This is a genomic window from Streptomyces sp. NPDC111656 (assembly GCF_055656965.1).
This window is the reverse complement of the sequence record NZ_JBVKCA010000007.1, coordinates 124,394-139,649: the sequence shown is the minus strand read 5'-3', so window position 1 is coordinate 139,649 and position 15,256 is coordinate 124,394. Positions and strand designations below refer to the sequence as shown.

Genomic DNA, 15,256 nt, shown 5'->3' with positions numbered 1-15,256 from the left:
GTGGCATTCGAGCAAGGGGACAAGGGCGGCTGGGCGCAGCGGCTCGCCGGGTACGCGTGGCGGTACCCGAAGTACGTCTTGCTCGCGCTCGGCTCCTCGCTCGGAGGCATGGCGGTCCTGGCGGTCGTCCCGCTGATCACCAAGGTGATCATCGACGACGTCATCGGGAACCACAGCAGGCCCATGGCACCCTGGGCGGGCGCGCTCACAGGCGCCGCCGTCCTCGTCTACGTCTTCACCTACATCCGCCGCTACTACGGCGGCCGCCTCGCCCTCGACGTCCAGCACGACCTGCGGACCGAGATGTACGGGACGATCACCCGGCTCGACGGACGGCGCCAGGACGAGCTGTCCACCGGCCAGGTCGTCGGGCGCGCCACCAGCGACCTCCAGCTGATCCAGGGCCTGCTCTTCATGCTCCCGATGACCATCGGGAACGTGCTGCTCTTCCTGATCTCCCTCGGGATCATGGCCTCGCTCTCCCTGCCCCTCACCCTGGTCGCGCTCGCCGTCGCCCCCGCCCTCTGGGTCGTCGCCAAGCGCAGCCGCTCCAAGCTGCACCCCGCCACCTGGTACGCGCAGGCGCAGGCCGCCGCCGTGGCGGGTGTGGTCGACGGCGCCGTCAGCGGCGTACGCGTGGTGAAGGGCTTCGGGCAGGAGGAGCAGGAGACCGGGAAGCTCCGGGACGTCGGGCGGCGGCTCTTCGCGGGGCGGCTGCGGACCATCCGGCTCAACGCCAAGTACACCCCGGCCCTCCAGGCCGTGCCCGCCCTCGGCCAGGTCGCGATGCTCGCGCTGGGCGGCTGGCTCGCCGTACAGGGACAGATCACGCTCGGCACCTTCGTCGCGTTCTCCTCGTACCTCTCCCAGCTCGTGGGACCCGTACGGATGCTCGCCGTGGTCCTCACCGTCGGGCAGCAGGCCCGCGCGGGCGCCGAGCGCGTCCTCGAGCTCATCGACACCGAGCCGTCGATCAAGGACGGCACCAAGACCCTCCCGGCCGACGCGCCCGCGACCGTCGAGTTCGACGACGTGTCCTTCGCCTATGAGGACGGGCGGCCGGTGCTCGACGGGCTGAGCTTCGAGATCCGTCCCGGCGAGACCCTCGCCGTGGTCGGCTCCTCCGGTTCCGGCAAGTCGACGGTCTCGCTCCTGATGCCCCGCTTCTACGACGTGACGCACGGCGCCGTCCTCATCGGCGGGCACGACGTCCGCGAGCTGACGCAGGAGTCGCTGCGCGCCGCGATCGGCCTGGTCCCCGAGGACTCCTTCCTCTTCTCCGACACCGTGCGCGCCAACATCGCCTACGGCCGCCCGGACGCCACCCAGGAGGAGATCGAGACCGCGGCCCGCGCCGCCCAGGCGGACCGTTTCATCGCCGAGCTGCCCGCGGGCTACGACACCAAGGTGGGCGAGCACGGCCTCACCCTCTCCGGCGGCCAGCGCCAGCGCGTCGCCCTCGCCCGCGCCATCCTCACCGACCCCCGCCTGCTCGTCCTGGACGACGCCACCTCCGCCGTGGACGCCCGCGTCGAGCACGAGATCCACGAGGCCCTCAAGGGGGTCATGGAGGGGCGCACCACCCTCCTCATCGCCCACCGTCGCTCCACCCTCAACCTCGCCGACCGCATCGCCGTCCTCGACGGCGGCCGCCTCGCCGAGATCGGCACCCACGAGGAACTCCAGCAGCGCTCCCCGCTGTATCGCAGGCTCCTGACCGACCCGGACGAACTGGGCGGCGTCTCGCCCGGCCACGCCCAGCCCGCCGTTCCCCAGGAGGACACCTCCGTACGGGACGAGCTGGACGCCGAGTTCGACGCCGAGCGCGGGGTCACTCCCCATCTGTGGACCGGCGACCGGGAGCCCAAGGACAACGCCCTGTCCGGCATGCCCGCCACGCCCGAACTCCTCACCCTGGTCGAGGCGCTGCCCCCGGCCACCGACATCCCCGGCATCGACGAGGCGCGTGCGGTCAGGCCCGAGGAGTCCTACGGGCTGCGCAGGCTGCTGCGCGGCTTCGGTCTCCCGCTGCTCGTCAGCCTGGGTCTCGTGGCCGTGGACGCGGGCATGAGCCTGCTGCTGCCGGTGCTGATCCGGCACGGCATCGACCAGGGAGTCACCCGGATGGCGATCGGCGCGGTGTGGGCCGCCGCCGCGCTGGCGCTGGTCACCGTGCTCGTCCAGTGGTCCGCGCAGATCGGCGAGACCCGGATGACGGGCCGGACCGGCGAGCGGGTCCTCTATTCCCTCCGCCTGAAGATCTTCGCGCAGCTCCAGCGCCTCGGGCTCGACTACTACGAGCGGGAGCTGACAGGCCGGATCATGACCCGGATGACGACGGACGTCGACGCGCTGTCGACGTTCCTCCAGACGGGCCTGGTCACCGCCTTCGTCTCGGTCGTCACCTTCTTCGGCATCATGGGCGCGCTGCTGGTGATCGACGTACAGCTCGCGCTGGTCGTCTTCGTCACCCTTCCGCCGCTGGTCATCGGCACGTTCTTCTTCCGCCGGGCGAGCGTGAAGGCGTACGAACTGGCCCGCGAGCGGGTGTCGGCGGTCAACGCCGACCTCCAGGAGTCGGTCTCCGGACTGCTGATCCTGCAGGCGTTCCGGCGCGAGCGCTCGGGCAGGCAGCGGTTCGCGGAGGGCAGCGACAGCTACCGCCAGGCGCGCATCCGCGGCCAGTGGCTGATATCGATCTACTTCCCCTTCGTGCAGCTGCTGTCGTCGGTCGCGTCGGCGGCCGTGCTGATCGTGGGCGCGCACCGGGTGGACGCCGGCACCCTCACGACGGGCGCGCTGGTCGCCTACCTCCTCTACATCGACCTGTTCTTCGCGCCCGTGCAGCAGCTCTCGCAGGTCTTCGACGGCTACCAGCAGGCCACGGTCTCGCTGGGCCGCATCCAGGAACTGCTCCAGGAGCCGACCTCGACGAAGGCCGCCGACGAACCGTTGGAGGTCCTCTCCCTGCGGGGCGACATCGCTTTCGAGGACGTCGACTTCGCGTACGGCGATGACGAGGAGGCGCTCAGCGCCGTCTCGCTGAGCATCCCGGCCGGACAGACCGTCGCCTTCGTCGGCGAGACCGGCGCGGGCAAGTCCACGCTGGTGAAGCTGGTCGCCCGGTTCTACGACCCGACGGGCGGGCGGGTGACGGTCGACGGCACGGATCTGCGCTCGCTCGACCTGACCTCGTACCGGCACCGTCTCGGCGTCGTCCCCCAGGAGGCGTACCTCTTCCAGGGGACCGTCCGGGACGCCATCGCCTACGGGCGTCCCGACGCGACCGACGCCGAGGTGGAGGCCGCGGCCCGCGCGGTCGGCGCCCACGACATGATCGCCACGCTCGACGGCGGCTACCTCCACGAGGTCGCCGAGCGCGGTCGCAACCTCTCCGCCGGTCAGCGTCAGCTGATGGCGCTGGCCCGCGCCGAACTCGTGGACCCGGACGTGCTGCTCCTCGACGAGGCGACGGCGGCGCTGGACCTGGCGACGGAGGCCCTGGTCAACCAGGCCACCGACCGCCTCGCCGGCCGCCGTACGACCCTCGTCGTCGCGCACCGTCTGACGACGGCCGCCCGCGCCGACCGGGTCGTGGTCATGGACCACGGCCGCGTCGCCGAGGACGGCACCCACGACGAACTCCTCCTGCGAGGCGGCCACTACGCGGAGTTGTGGAGGACGTTCGTCGGGGCCCCGGAGGAGGAAGAGCCGGTTCCCTCATCGGCCTGAGTCTTCAGCTCTTCGCCTTGATGTCGGAGATCTTCTTCGTGGCCAGGTCCGACTGCACGGTCAGATAGGTGTAGGTGGGGTGCTGGGCGGAGCCCCAGGTCAGGCGCACCGTCGACCAGGTGTGGCCCGCGCCGCTGTCTCCCGCCGTCACCTTCCACGCCCGCGGCACGTCCTGCGCGCGCAGCACCCCGTCGGCGTGCTCGCGGCTCTCCCACTTCGCCAGGCGGGTGCGGAAATCCTTGGTCAGGTAGAAGGTGCGCAGCTGGGATCCGAGGTGACCGCTTCCCTCGTCGGTGACCGCGTCGATGTAGGCGCCGTAGAAGTCGGCCACCCGGTCGTAGGCGGGACCGTTGGCGCCGCTGCGGGCGGGCGGGGGAGCGCTGGAGCGGGCGAACGCGGGCATGGAGGCACCCGCCGTGGCGAGGAGCGCCGCGGCGACGAGCGCGCCGACGGCCGTACGGGAACGTGACGTGCGGGACATGGATGAGTACCTTTCGTTCGGTTTTCCGACCAGTTGGACACCGAACAAAGGGGTGTGGTTGCCCCAAACGCGGAAGAAAACCTCGCTCGGGTGAAGGCAACCATCCGATGTACGTCCTGCGTCCGTACACCAGTACGCTGAATGGCCGGGGGAGGACGACAGTGGACCGTGGTGGTGCGATACGCCGGCGCTTGGCGCTGGGCCTTGCGGTGTTGACCGCGGCCGGGCTGATGGCGTTGATGAGTCCGGGCAGCGCGCAGGCGGCCGACTCGTACTGCTCGGGGCGCAAGGTCAGAACGCTCAGCTTCTCGACCGGCTCCGTCCAGATCTACAAGCGCGACGGCTATGTCTGCGCGATGACCGTCCCGAAGAATCAGCAGTCCCGCAAACGGACGATGTCCGTCAGCGTGCAGGCGCGCGGCAGCCGGCCCGTGGTCGACCGGGGCAGCTTCTCGCACCACGCGGGCCCGGTGACCGTCCACGCGGGCCACCGCTGCATCCGCGTCAAGGGCTCGGTCGGCTCGGGTTCGGTGAGCTCGAGCTGGATCCTCTGCTGAGCCGGCCGAGACACCGCTTTCCCATAGGGTTTTCCCCATCTCCCCTGGTGCGCCTGTGAGTTGCTCCGATAGCTTCCAGCGCACATCCGTTTCACAGGGGAGTGTGCATGCGCAAGGCGCTCAGATGGCTGCTGGCGCTCACCGTGCTCATAGGCACGTTGAGCACGGCCGGGGCGGCCACCGCCGCCCAGCCGGAGGCGGCACCAGGCACCACAAGCACGGACACCGACATCAAGGACAGGCTGCTCGCGATACCGGGCATGAGCCTGATCGAGGAGAAGCCGTACACCGGCTACCGCTTCTTCGTTCTGAACTACACCCAGCCGATCGACCACCGGCACCCGTCCAAGGGCACGTTCCAGCAGCGGATCACCGTGCTGCACAAGGACGTCTCCCGCCCGACGGTCTTCTACACCGGCGGCTACAACGTCTCCACGAACCCGGGCCGCCGTGAGCCCACCCAGATCGTGGACGGCAACCAGGTCTCGATGGAGTACCGCTTCTTCACCCCCTCCCGGCCCGATCCGGCCGACTGGTCGAAGCTCGACATCTGGCAGGCGGCGAGCGACCAGCACCGCATCTTCGAGGCCCTCAAGCCGATCTACCGCCAGAAGTGGCTCTCCACGGGCGGCTCGAAGGGCGGCATGACCGCCACGTACTACGAGCGCTTCTACCCGCGTGACATGGACGGCGTCGTCGCCTACGTCGCCCCCAACGACGTGGTGAACAACGAGGACTCGGCCTACGACCGCTTCTTCAGGAACGTCGGCACCAAGGAGTGCCGCGACAAGCTGAACGCCGTGCAGCGCGAGGCGCTGGTGCGGCGCGCACCGCTGGAGAAGAAGTACGAGGCGTACGCCGCCGACAACGGCTACACCTTCACCACCATCGGAAGCCTCGACAAGGCGTACGAGGCGGTCGTGCTCGACTACGTGTGGGGCTTTTGGCAGTACAGCCTGCTCTCGGACTGCGCCTCGATCCCGGCCGACGCCGCCCACGCCACCGATGACGCGATCTGGGACTCCGTCGACACCATCTCCGGCTTCTCGGCCTACACCGACCAGGGCCTGAACACGTACACGCCGTACTACTACCAGGCGGGTACGCAGCTCGGCGCGCCCACGATCCACTTCCCGGCCATCGAGAAGAAGTACATCCGCTACGGCTACCAGCCGCCGCGGAACTTCGTGCCGCGCTCGATCCCGATGAGGTTCCAGCCGTGGGCCATGGCGGACGTGGACTCCTGGGTCCGCCACCACGCCGACCACATGCTCTTCGTCTACGGCCAGAACGACCCCTGGGGCGCGGAGCGCTTCCGGCTCGGCAAGGGCGCGCGTGACTCGTACGTCTTCACCGCTCCCGGCCTGAACCACGGTGCCAACGTCGCCGGTCTCGTCCCCGACGAGAAGGCCCTCGCGACGGCCCGCATCCTGGAGTGGGCGGGTGTCGCCTCGGCGACGGTCCAGGAGAACCCGTCGGCGGCCAGGCCCCTCGCGAAGTTCGACGCGAAGCTGGACCAGCGCGACATCGAGCGCGAGCCCGCGCTGCGACCGTAACCCGGTTCACCCGCCGCAACCCGGTTTCCCCGGCTGCGTCCGCCCCTCGGCTACACGGGGCGGGCGCAGCCCACCGGTCTGCTGCCGCCCAGCTGGACGTAGAGGGCCGTGGACGACGGGCACTCGGCGCGGTCGACGACCGCCGACGTCACCTTGTAGTCCGGGGGCTTCTTGCCCTTGCCGTCGCACGCGGTCTCCCGCACCTGCCCGTCACCGGAGCTGTAGACGCAGTCGCCGACGATGGTGCGGGGCCCGCCGCCTCCGCCCGGATCGCCGGGGTGCGGGGCCTCCAGCTTGCGCATGCAGGCGTAACCCTGGGGCACGACCCCGTCGCCGTTCTCGTCGGAGGCGGGCCGGGTCTCGCTGATGTGCAGCACGAAGTCCGTGGTCGCGGGGCACAGTGGCCCGTCGGCCACCTTGCCGTCGTAACGGGCGATCACCCGCGCGGCGGCCCGTTCGCTGCTGCAGGCCACCTCGGTGAAGCTGGTCGTCCCGAAGGAACTGCACTCGTCGACCGCGAGGAACACCGCCCCGTAGCCCGAGGGCTGCGTCGACGTCGTCCCCGCGGCGGGCTCGGCGCTCCCCGAGTCCGACCAGCGGTCGCACCCCGCGAGCGCGGCGAGGACCAGCAGCAGCGCGCACACCACCCCAACGGAACGCCGACCCGACGAGCTGGCTCGCATGGCTTCCCCCCGATACCCCCGCCCAGCGTGACCCGTCGCGACGGGCACACGCCAGACATCCGGGGTGCTTTGCGTCCTTTGGGGGTGGTGCGCCGGGTGTGCGGCGTAGGGCCTGTACGCCAATCCTCACCCGGGGCGATACGCCGGCCCATACCGGACCTAGTACGTCAATCCGTACCCGATCGGATACAGCGCCTTCGTCGGGTCGTCCGCCCTCTGCACCTCCACCGGCAGCCTCCCGCGGGGCCTCGCGCTGCCCGCGATCACTCGGGCGGCGGCGCGCAGCTCGGCGTCCGTCCAGGAGTAGGTCGCCAAGTAAGCGCGCACGTCAGGGAGTTGGGCCACGTCGTACGGGTTGCGGATCGCGATCGCGACCACCGGGACGCCGGTCGCGACGAGCCGCTCGACGAGGGTCTTCTGCGACCCGGTCGCCGTCACGTTGTACGTGCCGACCACGACCGCGTCCACGCCCCCGGCCGCCGCCACCGCGTTGTCGATGGCCGCCGCGGAGGGCGCCGTTCCGGTGGACAGTGCCGTCGCCGTGAAGCCGAGTTCGGTGAGGGCGGTCGCGAGGACGGTCGTGGGCGGTCCGTCGGTACCGGACGGCGAGGCGGGATCGGCGCCGACGACGAGGACGCGCGGGGCGCTCCGGCGTGAGAGCGGGAGCAGGCGCTCCTTGTTGACCAGCAATGTCGTCGTGCGCTCGGCGATCCGGTCGGCCGCCCTGCGGTGCGCGGCGGTGCCGACGGTGTGGTCGACGCCGGAGTCGCTGACGTACGGGTTCTCCAGCAGACCCAGTTTGGCCTTGAGACGCAGGACGCGCAGGACGGACTCGTCGAGGCGGGCCTCGGTGAGCTCGCCGTCGTGCACGGCGTTCAGGACCGCGTTCCAGGCCACGTGGATGGACGGCGGGTTGAGGAGCTGGTCGACACCGGCCTTGAGCGCCAGTACGGGGACGCGGTCGTCGCCGTACTTCGTCCGGACGCCCTCCATGCCGAGCGAGTCGGTCACCACGAGCCCGTCGTAGCCGAGCTCCTCGCGCAGGATGCCGGTGAGGATCGGGTGGGAGAGCGTCGCGGGGTCCCCGGACGGGTCGAGGGCCGGGACCATGATGTGGGCGGTCATGACCGAGTCGATGCCGGCGCGGACGGCGGCGCGGAAGGGCACGGCGTCGAGGGACGACCACAGCTCGCGGCTGTGCGTGATGACGGGGAAGCCGAAGTGGCTGTCGACGGCGGTGTCCCCGTGCCCCGGGAAGTGCTTCGCCGTGGCCGCGACCCCGGCGCTCTGATAGCCCTTCACCTCGGCCGTCACCAGCCCGGCCACGGCGTCCGGATCGGCGCCGAAGGAGCGTACGCCGATGACCGGGTTGGCCGGGTTGACGTTCACGTCGGCGACCGGCGAGTAGTCCTGTCGGATGCCGAGGGCGCGCAGTTCGGCGCCGCCGAGGCGCCCCACCGTACGGGCGTCCTCCCGCGAGCCGCCCGCGCCCAGCGCCATCGCGCCCGGGAACAGCGTCGCGGGCTTGCCCACCCGGGCCACCGCTCCGTACTCCTGGTCGGTGGAGATGAGGACGGGCAGCCCGCGCGGCTGGTCGAGGGAGACCTTCTGGATGCCGTTCGAGAGGGCGGCGATCTGGTGCGGGTCACGGGTGTTGTGCGCCCAGGTGAAGTAGATGATCCCGCCGACGCGGTACCTGGCGATCAGCTCGGCGGCCGTCCTGACGCCGAGCTCCTCGAGGTTGGTGTCGATGTCGGCCTGGTCGGGCGCGGTGGCCGAGTGCCCGTACACCCGCATCACGAAGAGCTGGCCGACCTTCTCCTCCAGCGTCATACGGGAGACGAGCGCTCGGAGTGACGATTCGTCAGGGCGGTCCGCGGCGTCCTCGGCCGCCCGGACGGGGGTGGTGCTCAGGGCCAGGGCCGCGGTGGACCCGGCGGTGGCGGCGAGAACGGTACGTCTGGTTGGCCTGGAAGACCTCGATGGCCGCACGTGCGCTCCTCCCTCGTGAAGGAAACTTCCGAGGGGCCACGAATATCCGGGAAGTTTCTTCCAGTCAAGGGTGTGCACAGTATCCCGGTGAGGGGCCGTCACCGGCGCAGTTGGAGGGGGGCGCGCCGGTGACGGCGTGCTGCCGGCCGCAGGCGGCGGAGAGGGTGGTCAGCGTTCGCAGCCAGCAGCGAGGCCGACACCGCTCTGCGGAGACTCATCCGGCAGTATGCGGATTGGACGAACCGGTGCGGGTCGGGGTTCCCCGGTTTCCGCCGGTTCGGGGAATTGGTGCCGGTGGTGCGAATGGGTGGGACGGTTCGACACCGGGCTCGCACGGACAGGTCCATTTGGCGGACGTTCCCGCGCCGGAGCGGGTCGGGGAGCCAGCATGAGGACATGGCCGTCGTCGACATCCCCGGTTCCAAGTCCATCACCGCGCGTGCGCTCTTCCTCGCGGCGGCGGCCGACGGGGTCACGACCCTCGTACGGCCGCTCCGGTCGGACGACACGGAAGGTTTCGCGGAGGGCCTGACCCGGCTCGGCTACCGCGTCGGCCGCACCCCGCACGCCTGGCAGATCGACGGCCGCCCCCAGGGCCCGGCGGCCACCGACGCCGACGTGTACTGCCGCGACGGCGCGACCACCGCCCGCTTCCTGCCGACCCTCGCCGCCGCCGGACACGGCACCTACCGCTTCGACGCCTCCCCGCAGATGCGCCGCCGCCCGCTGCTCCCGCTCACCCGCGCCCTGCGCGACCTCGGCGTCGACCTGCGGCACGACGAGGCGGAGGGCCACCATCCGCTGCGGATCGCGGCGGCCGGTGTGGAGGGCGGTGACGTGACGCTCGACGCGGGCCAGTCCTCCCAGTACCTGACCGCCCTCCTGCTGCTCGGCCCGCTGACCCGCAAGGGCCTGCGCATCACCGTCACGGACCTGGTCTCGGCGCCGTACGTCGAGATCACGCTCGCGATGATGCGGACGTTCGGCGCGTCCGTGCGCCGGGAGGGCGGGGTGTTCGTGGTCTCGCCCGGCGGCTACCGCGCCGGCACGTACGCCATCGAGCCCGACGCCTCCACCGCGAGCTACTTCTTCGCCGCGGCCGCCCTGACCGGCCGCGAGGTGACGGTCCCCGGCCTCGGTACCGGCGCGCTCCAGGGCGACCTGGGCTTCGTCGACGTACTGCGGCGGATGGGGGCGCGGGTGGCGGTCGGCTCCGGCGGGACGACGGTCGCGGGCACCGGCGAACTGCGCGGCCTCACGGTCAATATGCGGGACATCTCCGACACCATGCCGACGCTGGCCGCGATCGCGCCCTTCGCCTCGGGCCCGGTCCGCATCGAGGACGTCGCCAACACACGCGTGAAGGAGTGCGACCGTCTGGACGCCTGTGCGGAGAACCTCCGGCGGCTGGGCGTACGGGTGGAGACCGGGGCCGACTGGATCGAGGTCCACCCCGGTACGCAGCTCGTGCCGGGCGCGGACATCAAGACGTACGGTGATCACCGCATCGTCATGTCCTTCGCGGTGACCGGACTCCGCGCGCCGGGCGGCGTCTCGTTCGACGACCCCGGCTGCGTACGGAAGACGTTCCCCGCCTTCCACGAGACCTTCGCCGCCTGGGCCGGGTCGCTGAGGTGATCAGCGGGGGGTGATCAGTGGGGGATGCCGTCGATCAGTTCGCGGGCGCCCTGGCGCAGCAGGGCGACGGCGACCGACGTGCCGAGCGTCGCGGCGTCGAGACGGCCCGCCCACTCGTGGGCGTTCAGTACGGTCTTGCCGTCCGGGGTGAACACGCAGGCGCGCAGGGACAGTTCGCCACTGCGGTGGGCCTTCGCGAAACCGGCGATCGGGGAGTTGCAGTGGCCCTGGAGGACGTGCAGGAACATCCGCTCCGCCGTGGCCTCGCGGTGCGTGTTCGGGTCGCCGAGGTCGCTGATCGTCTCGATCACGTCGGTGTCGCCCTCACGGCACTGGAGGGCCAGGATGCCCGCCCCGATCGGCGGCATCATCGTCTCGGGCGACAGGATCTCCGTGATCACGTCCGCCCGGCCGATCCGCTCCAGCCCCGACACCGCCAGCAGCAGCGCGTCCGCCTCACCCGCCGCCAGCTTCTCCAGCCGCCGGTTGGCGTTCCCCCGGAACGGCACGCACTCCACGTGCGGGTGCGAGGCGGCCAGCTGAGCGCCCCGCCGCACGGACGAGGTGCCGATCCGCGTCCCCTGCGGCAGCTCGTCCAGCGTGAGCCCGTCCGGGTGCACGAGAGCGTCCCGGATGTCGTCCCGCGCCAGGAACGCGGCGAACATCGTCCCCGCCGGGAGGGGACGGTCCGCGGGGATGTCCTTCACGCAGTGCACCGCGAGATCGGCCTCACCGGCCAGCAGTGCCGCGTCGACCTCCTTGGTGAACGCGCCCTTCCCCTCGACCTTGGCCAGGTCGCCCATCCACTTGTCACCGGTCGTCTTCACGGGCACGACCTCGGTACGGATGTGCGGATGGAGCGCGCCCAACTCGGCACGGACGCGCTCCACTTGGGCCAGGGCCATGGGCGAGTCGCGGGAGACGATACGGATCAGTTCCGGTGCCGACATGCGCTCCACGATAGCCCGTCGGCAAGCGGCGGAGAGCCGTGGGACGCCCGTCCGGGCGGGTGCGCGTGTCGCCGGAACCGGTCCTAGGCGGAGTCGTTCAGCAGGCGCCCGAGGTGCTCCCGCCCCGGTCCCAGCAGCTCAGGCAGCGGCGCGGCCTCCTCGTACCACCGCTTCTCGTACTCCCAGCACAGCCAGCCGTCCCAGCCCTCCCGGGAGAGGAGTTCCACGCAGTCGGCGAGCGGCAGGACGCCCGCGCCGAGGGGGAGCGGGGTGGTGTCCTCGGCGGAGGCGATGTCCTTGACCTGGAGGTAGCCGAGGTAGGTGCACAGGGCCGCGTAGGTCTGGGCCGGCTCCTCGCCGCCGAGCCAGGTGTGCATGACGTCCCACAGCGAGCCCACGTGGTGGTGGCCGACCAGGCCCAGGATCCTGATCGCGTCCGCGCCGGTGCGGTGCGAGTCATGGGTCTCCAGCAGGATCCGTACGCCCAGGTCGGCGGCGTACTCCGCGGCCGTGCCGAGCCGCCGGGCCGCTGTCGCGTCCGCCTCCTCGACGCTCTGCTCGGAACTCGCGCCGGGGAAGACGCGTACGAACGGGGCGCCGAGGTCGTGGGCGAGGTCGAGGAGCTCCTTGATCTCGGCGACGACGGTGTCGTCGTCGCCCGGCGCCGCCACCCGTGCGTAGCCCGCGACGCCCAGGATCTCGATGCCGCCCGCCTTGAACGCGGCGACCACCTCGGCCCGCTCGGCCGCCCCGATCCCGGGGTGCACCGGCTCCTCGGGATGCGCGCGCAGCTCCACCCCGTGGTAGCCGTGCGCGGCGGCGAGTCGTACGACGTCGGGGATGGGGAGCCCGGGTACGCCGAGCGTGGAGAAGGCCAGCTTCATGTGCATGGACCCTACTCGCGTACCTATGTCGGCCGTTGTCGGTCAAAAGGAGAGTCGAAAGGAAAATCGCTGGTGGGTGGTTCGGGAGGTCCTTCTCCACAAACACTACGACGTGCCCTTTGTGTCGCTAAGATGCCGAAATCGCTGGCGTACGGGGGCAGCATGCGACTTGATATCGAAGTGCTCGAAGACGACGGAAGACAGCTTCGCGCATTGCAGCGCTGGCTGATGCGGGATCCGGACACGGCGGGGGCGAGCCTTTCCCTGCGGGACCGTCAGGAACGACCGGGCACGATGGGCGACGGCCTGGAACTGATCAACGTGGTGCTCAGCAACGCCGTGGGCCTCGGCGGACTGCTCCTCGCCGTCGCCAACTGGCGTCAGTCGCGTGGGAACGGGCCCGAGGTACGGGTGGAGCACCGCGGTGTCACCGTGATCGTGAGCGGAGCCGACCCGCGGCACATCGAGCGGTTGGTGCGACAGCTGTCCGGGCCGGACTCCGGGGCCGGTGACGACGTACCGGACCCCGGCCTGCTCGACCGACCCCGGACATGACCGAAACCACGACCGGGATCACGACTGAGACATGACCGAACTCTCGAATCCGGCCCGCAGTCGGGCCCTGCTGATCGGTGCCCACTCCTTCACCGACCCGGATCTCGAACCGCTGCCCGCGGTCGCGCGCAACCTCGACCGGCTCGCCGAACTGTTGCGTGACCCGAGCGTGTGGGGCCTGGACGCCGGTCACCTGTCCGTGCTCGCGGAACCCGACCGGGACCAGGCGCTCGGCGAGGCCGGTCGCCTGGCCGACGAGGCCGAGGACACCCTGCTCGTCTACTACGCGGGGCACGGCTTCGTGCACGACCTGTCGAACGAGCTGTATCTCGCGCTGCCCCGCACCGACCCACGCCGCCTCTACACCGCCCTGCGCTACCAGGACATCCGTGAGCTGCTCCTGGGCCCCCAGGTCCGGGCCCGCCGCAAGGTCGTGATCCTCGACTGCTGCTGGAGCGGCCTCGCCCTGCACGGCGCGATGTCGGCCACGGGACTCGGCGGGCTGTCGGACATCGGCGGCACGTTCGTGCTGACCGCGACCTCGGAGACCCGGACGGCGCTCGCACCGCCGGGGGAGACGTACACGGCGTTCACCGGCGAGCTGATCGGCGCCCTCGAAAAGGGGGTTCCGCAAGCGCCGCCGCTGCTGACCATGACGACGCTGTACCGCCATCTGTACGACGCCCTCGTCGCGAAGGGGCGCCCGACACCGCAGCAGCGCAACGGCAACACGGCGGGGGCGATCGCCGTCGCCCGCAACCGCCATCGGCCGCCCGTGCCGGGGCCGGGGCCGGAGGATGCGGTGACGTCGGCGGCCGAGGAAGCGTCGGTCGATCCCCCGCCTGTCGATTCGCCTTCGGCCGAGGAGCCGTCGGTTGGGAAGCCGTCGGTCGAGGAGCCGCCGGACGAGGAGCCGCCGGACGAGAAGTCGTCGGACGAGGACCCGTCGGCCCGGGGGACGCGGGTTCGGTTACCGGGCCGTCGGCGCCGGTGGACCGTCGTCATGGCATCCGCCCTGGTGGTCGCGGCACTGGGCTCACTCCCGGTGGCGTTGAACCTCATCGGCGGAGACGGATCCGACGCCGACGCGAAGGCCAAGGGCAAGGGCAACCTGACGGTCACGATCGGTGTGAGCGCTCCCCTGAGTGGTGACCTCGTCGGTCTTGGCCGGGGCATCAGGGACTCGGCCGATCTGGCGGTCAAGAAGGCCAACGCCGACAACGCCGTCCCCGGCGTCACTTTCAAGATCAGGGCTCTGGACGACAAGGGCGACCTCGCCTCGGGACATCGGAACGCCACCGAGCTCGTCGCCGACCGTAGTGTCGTGGGAGTGGTGGGACCCCTGAATAGCGCCGTGGCCCAAGTCATGCAGAAGGTTTTCTACGACGCCCACCTGACCCAGATCTCGCCGTCGAACACCGCTCCGGCACTGACCTTGGGGGACGGCTGGCAGCAGGGCACGTTCGCCAGGCCGTACAACACCTACTTCCGTACGGTGGCCAATGACACGGCGCAGGCGCCCGCCGCCGCCCGGTACCTGTACGTGAAGTCCAAGCGCCGCAAGGCCTTCGTCATCGACGACAAGCAGACCTATGGCGCCTCACTGGCCCAGTCGTTCAAAAAGGCGTTCGGCGAGGAGGGCGGAACCATCGTGGGGGAGAGCCACGTGGACGCCGGCCGGCGCGACTTCTCGACGCAGGTCTCACAGGCCGTGAACGCGGGCGCGGACGTCGTGTACTACGGAGGCGAGTACGACGCAGCGGGTCCGCTGAGCAAGCAGCTCCACGCCGCGAGTCCCGGCGTCCTGCTCGCGGGAGGGGACGGCATCTGCTCGGACACCTACGCGACCGTGGCCGGCGACGGCGCCGACGGAGACAACTGCACCATGGGCGGCGCCGTTCCCGGCTCGCTCCCCTCGGCCGAGACCTTCATCAAGGACTACAAGGCGGCGGGCTACAACTCTTCGTACAGTTCGTACGGCGGATACGCCTACGACGCGACCTCGGCTCTGATCCAGGCCTTCAAATCCCTTCATGTCGACCCCTCCGACACCGTGCCCTCGGCGAAACGCGAGAGCCTGCGGGCGGCGGTCCAGAACGTCGACTTCGACGGGGTGATGGGAAAGGTCGGATTCGACGCCAACGGCGACGCCGTGTCCCAGACGGTGACCGTCTACCGGCTCAGCGGCGGCGCCTGGAAGGCGGTGCAAGCGTGACCGGTCACTCCTG

At 70.8% G+C, this 15,256-nt stretch carries 11 protein-coding genes; 6 read left to right on the top strand and 5 right to left on the bottom strand.

Annotation, left to right across the window (positions count from 1 at the left end; all coding sequences use genetic code 11):
- Positions 1-3,732 carry an ABC transporter ATP-binding protein gene (locus tag ACZ7M3_RS22185; protein WP_472065391.1) on the top strand — a complete coding sequence of 1,244 codons (3,732 nt, stop codon included), beginning with the start codon at positions 1-3 and terminating at the stop codon, positions 3,730-3,732.
- A 4-nt stretch (positions 3,733-3,736) separates the two neighbouring features.
- Here the strand turns inward: ACZ7M3_RS22185 and ACZ7M3_RS22180 are convergent, their stop codons facing one another.
- Entirely contained in the window at positions 3,737-4,213 is a 477-nt protein-coding gene (locus tag ACZ7M3_RS22180) for a hypothetical protein (protein WP_472065389.1), read from the bottom strand.
- Between the two features lie 230 nt (positions 4,214-4,443).
- Between ACZ7M3_RS22180 and ACZ7M3_RS22175 the strand changes: the two genes are divergently transcribed.
- The gene (locus tag ACZ7M3_RS22175; protein WP_373559075.1) at positions 4,444-4,770 is read left to right on the top strand and encodes a hypothetical protein; all 327 of its coding nucleotides are present in this window, start codon (positions 4,444-4,446) and stop codon (positions 4,768-4,770) included.
- Between the two features lie 107 nt (positions 4,771-4,877).
- Positions 4,878-6,326, top strand: coding sequence for a S28 family serine protease (locus tag ACZ7M3_RS22170; RefSeq protein ID WP_351298216.1), 1,449 nt, complete (start codon positions 4,878-4,880; stop codon positions 6,324-6,326).
- A gap of 50 nt (positions 6,327-6,376) precedes the next feature.
- Here the strand turns inward: ACZ7M3_RS22170 and ACZ7M3_RS22165 are convergent, their stop codons facing one another.
- Both ACZ7M3_RS22165 and ACZ7M3_RS22160 read right to left on the bottom strand, forming a co-directional pair.
- Positions 6,377-7,009, bottom strand: coding sequence for a hypothetical protein (locus ACZ7M3_RS22165; RefSeq protein ID WP_452966051.1), 633 nt, complete (start codon positions 7,007-7,009; stop codon positions 6,377-6,379).
- Positions 7,010-7,168: 159 nt separating this feature from the next.
- Positions 7,169-8,842: a glycoside hydrolase family 3 protein gene (locus ACZ7M3_RS22160; RefSeq protein ID WP_472065386.1), complete on the bottom strand. Its 1,674-nt coding sequence runs from the start codon at positions 8,840-8,842 to the stop codon at positions 7,169-7,171.
- A 555-nt stretch (positions 8,843-9,397) separates the two neighbouring features.
- Between ACZ7M3_RS22160 and aroA the strand changes: the two genes are divergently transcribed.
- Positions 9,398-10,639 carry a 3-phosphoshikimate 1-carboxyvinyltransferase gene (gene aroA, locus ACZ7M3_RS22155; RefSeq protein ID WP_472065384.1) on the top strand — a complete coding sequence of 414 codons (1,242 nt, stop codon included), beginning with the start codon at positions 9,398-9,400 and terminating at the stop codon, positions 10,637-10,639.
- Positions 10,640-10,653: 14 nt separating this feature from the next.
- Here aroA and hemC read toward each other — a convergent pair whose 3' ends face one another.
- Both hemC and ACZ7M3_RS22145 read right to left on the bottom strand, forming a co-directional pair.
- Positions 10,654-11,589: a hydroxymethylbilane synthase gene (gene hemC, locus ACZ7M3_RS22150; RefSeq protein ID WP_095854531.1), complete on the bottom strand. Its 936-nt coding sequence runs from the start codon at positions 11,587-11,589 to the stop codon at positions 10,654-10,656.
- Positions 11,590-11,672: 83 nt separating this feature from the next.
- The gene (locus ACZ7M3_RS22145; protein WP_472065382.1) at positions 11,673-12,473 is read right to left on the bottom strand and encodes a sugar phosphate isomerase/epimerase family protein; all 801 of its coding nucleotides are present in this window, start codon (positions 12,471-12,473) and stop codon (positions 11,673-11,675) included.
- Positions 12,474-12,635: 162 nt separating this feature from the next.
- Between ACZ7M3_RS22145 and ACZ7M3_RS22140 the strand changes: the two genes are divergently transcribed.
- Both ACZ7M3_RS22140 and ACZ7M3_RS22135 read left to right on the top strand, forming a co-directional pair.
- Positions 12,636-13,028 carry an effector-associated constant component EACC1 gene (locus tag ACZ7M3_RS22140; protein WP_472065380.1) on the top strand — a complete coding sequence of 131 codons (393 nt, stop codon included), beginning with the start codon at positions 12,636-12,638 and terminating at the stop codon, positions 13,026-13,028.
- A gap of 31 nt (positions 13,029-13,059) precedes the next feature.
- Complete coding sequence (locus ACZ7M3_RS22135; protein WP_472065378.1) at positions 13,060-15,243, top strand: caspase, EACC1-associated type; 2,184 nt, start codon at positions 13,060-13,062, stop codon at positions 15,241-15,243.
- Positions 15,244-15,256 lie beyond the last annotated feature (13 nt).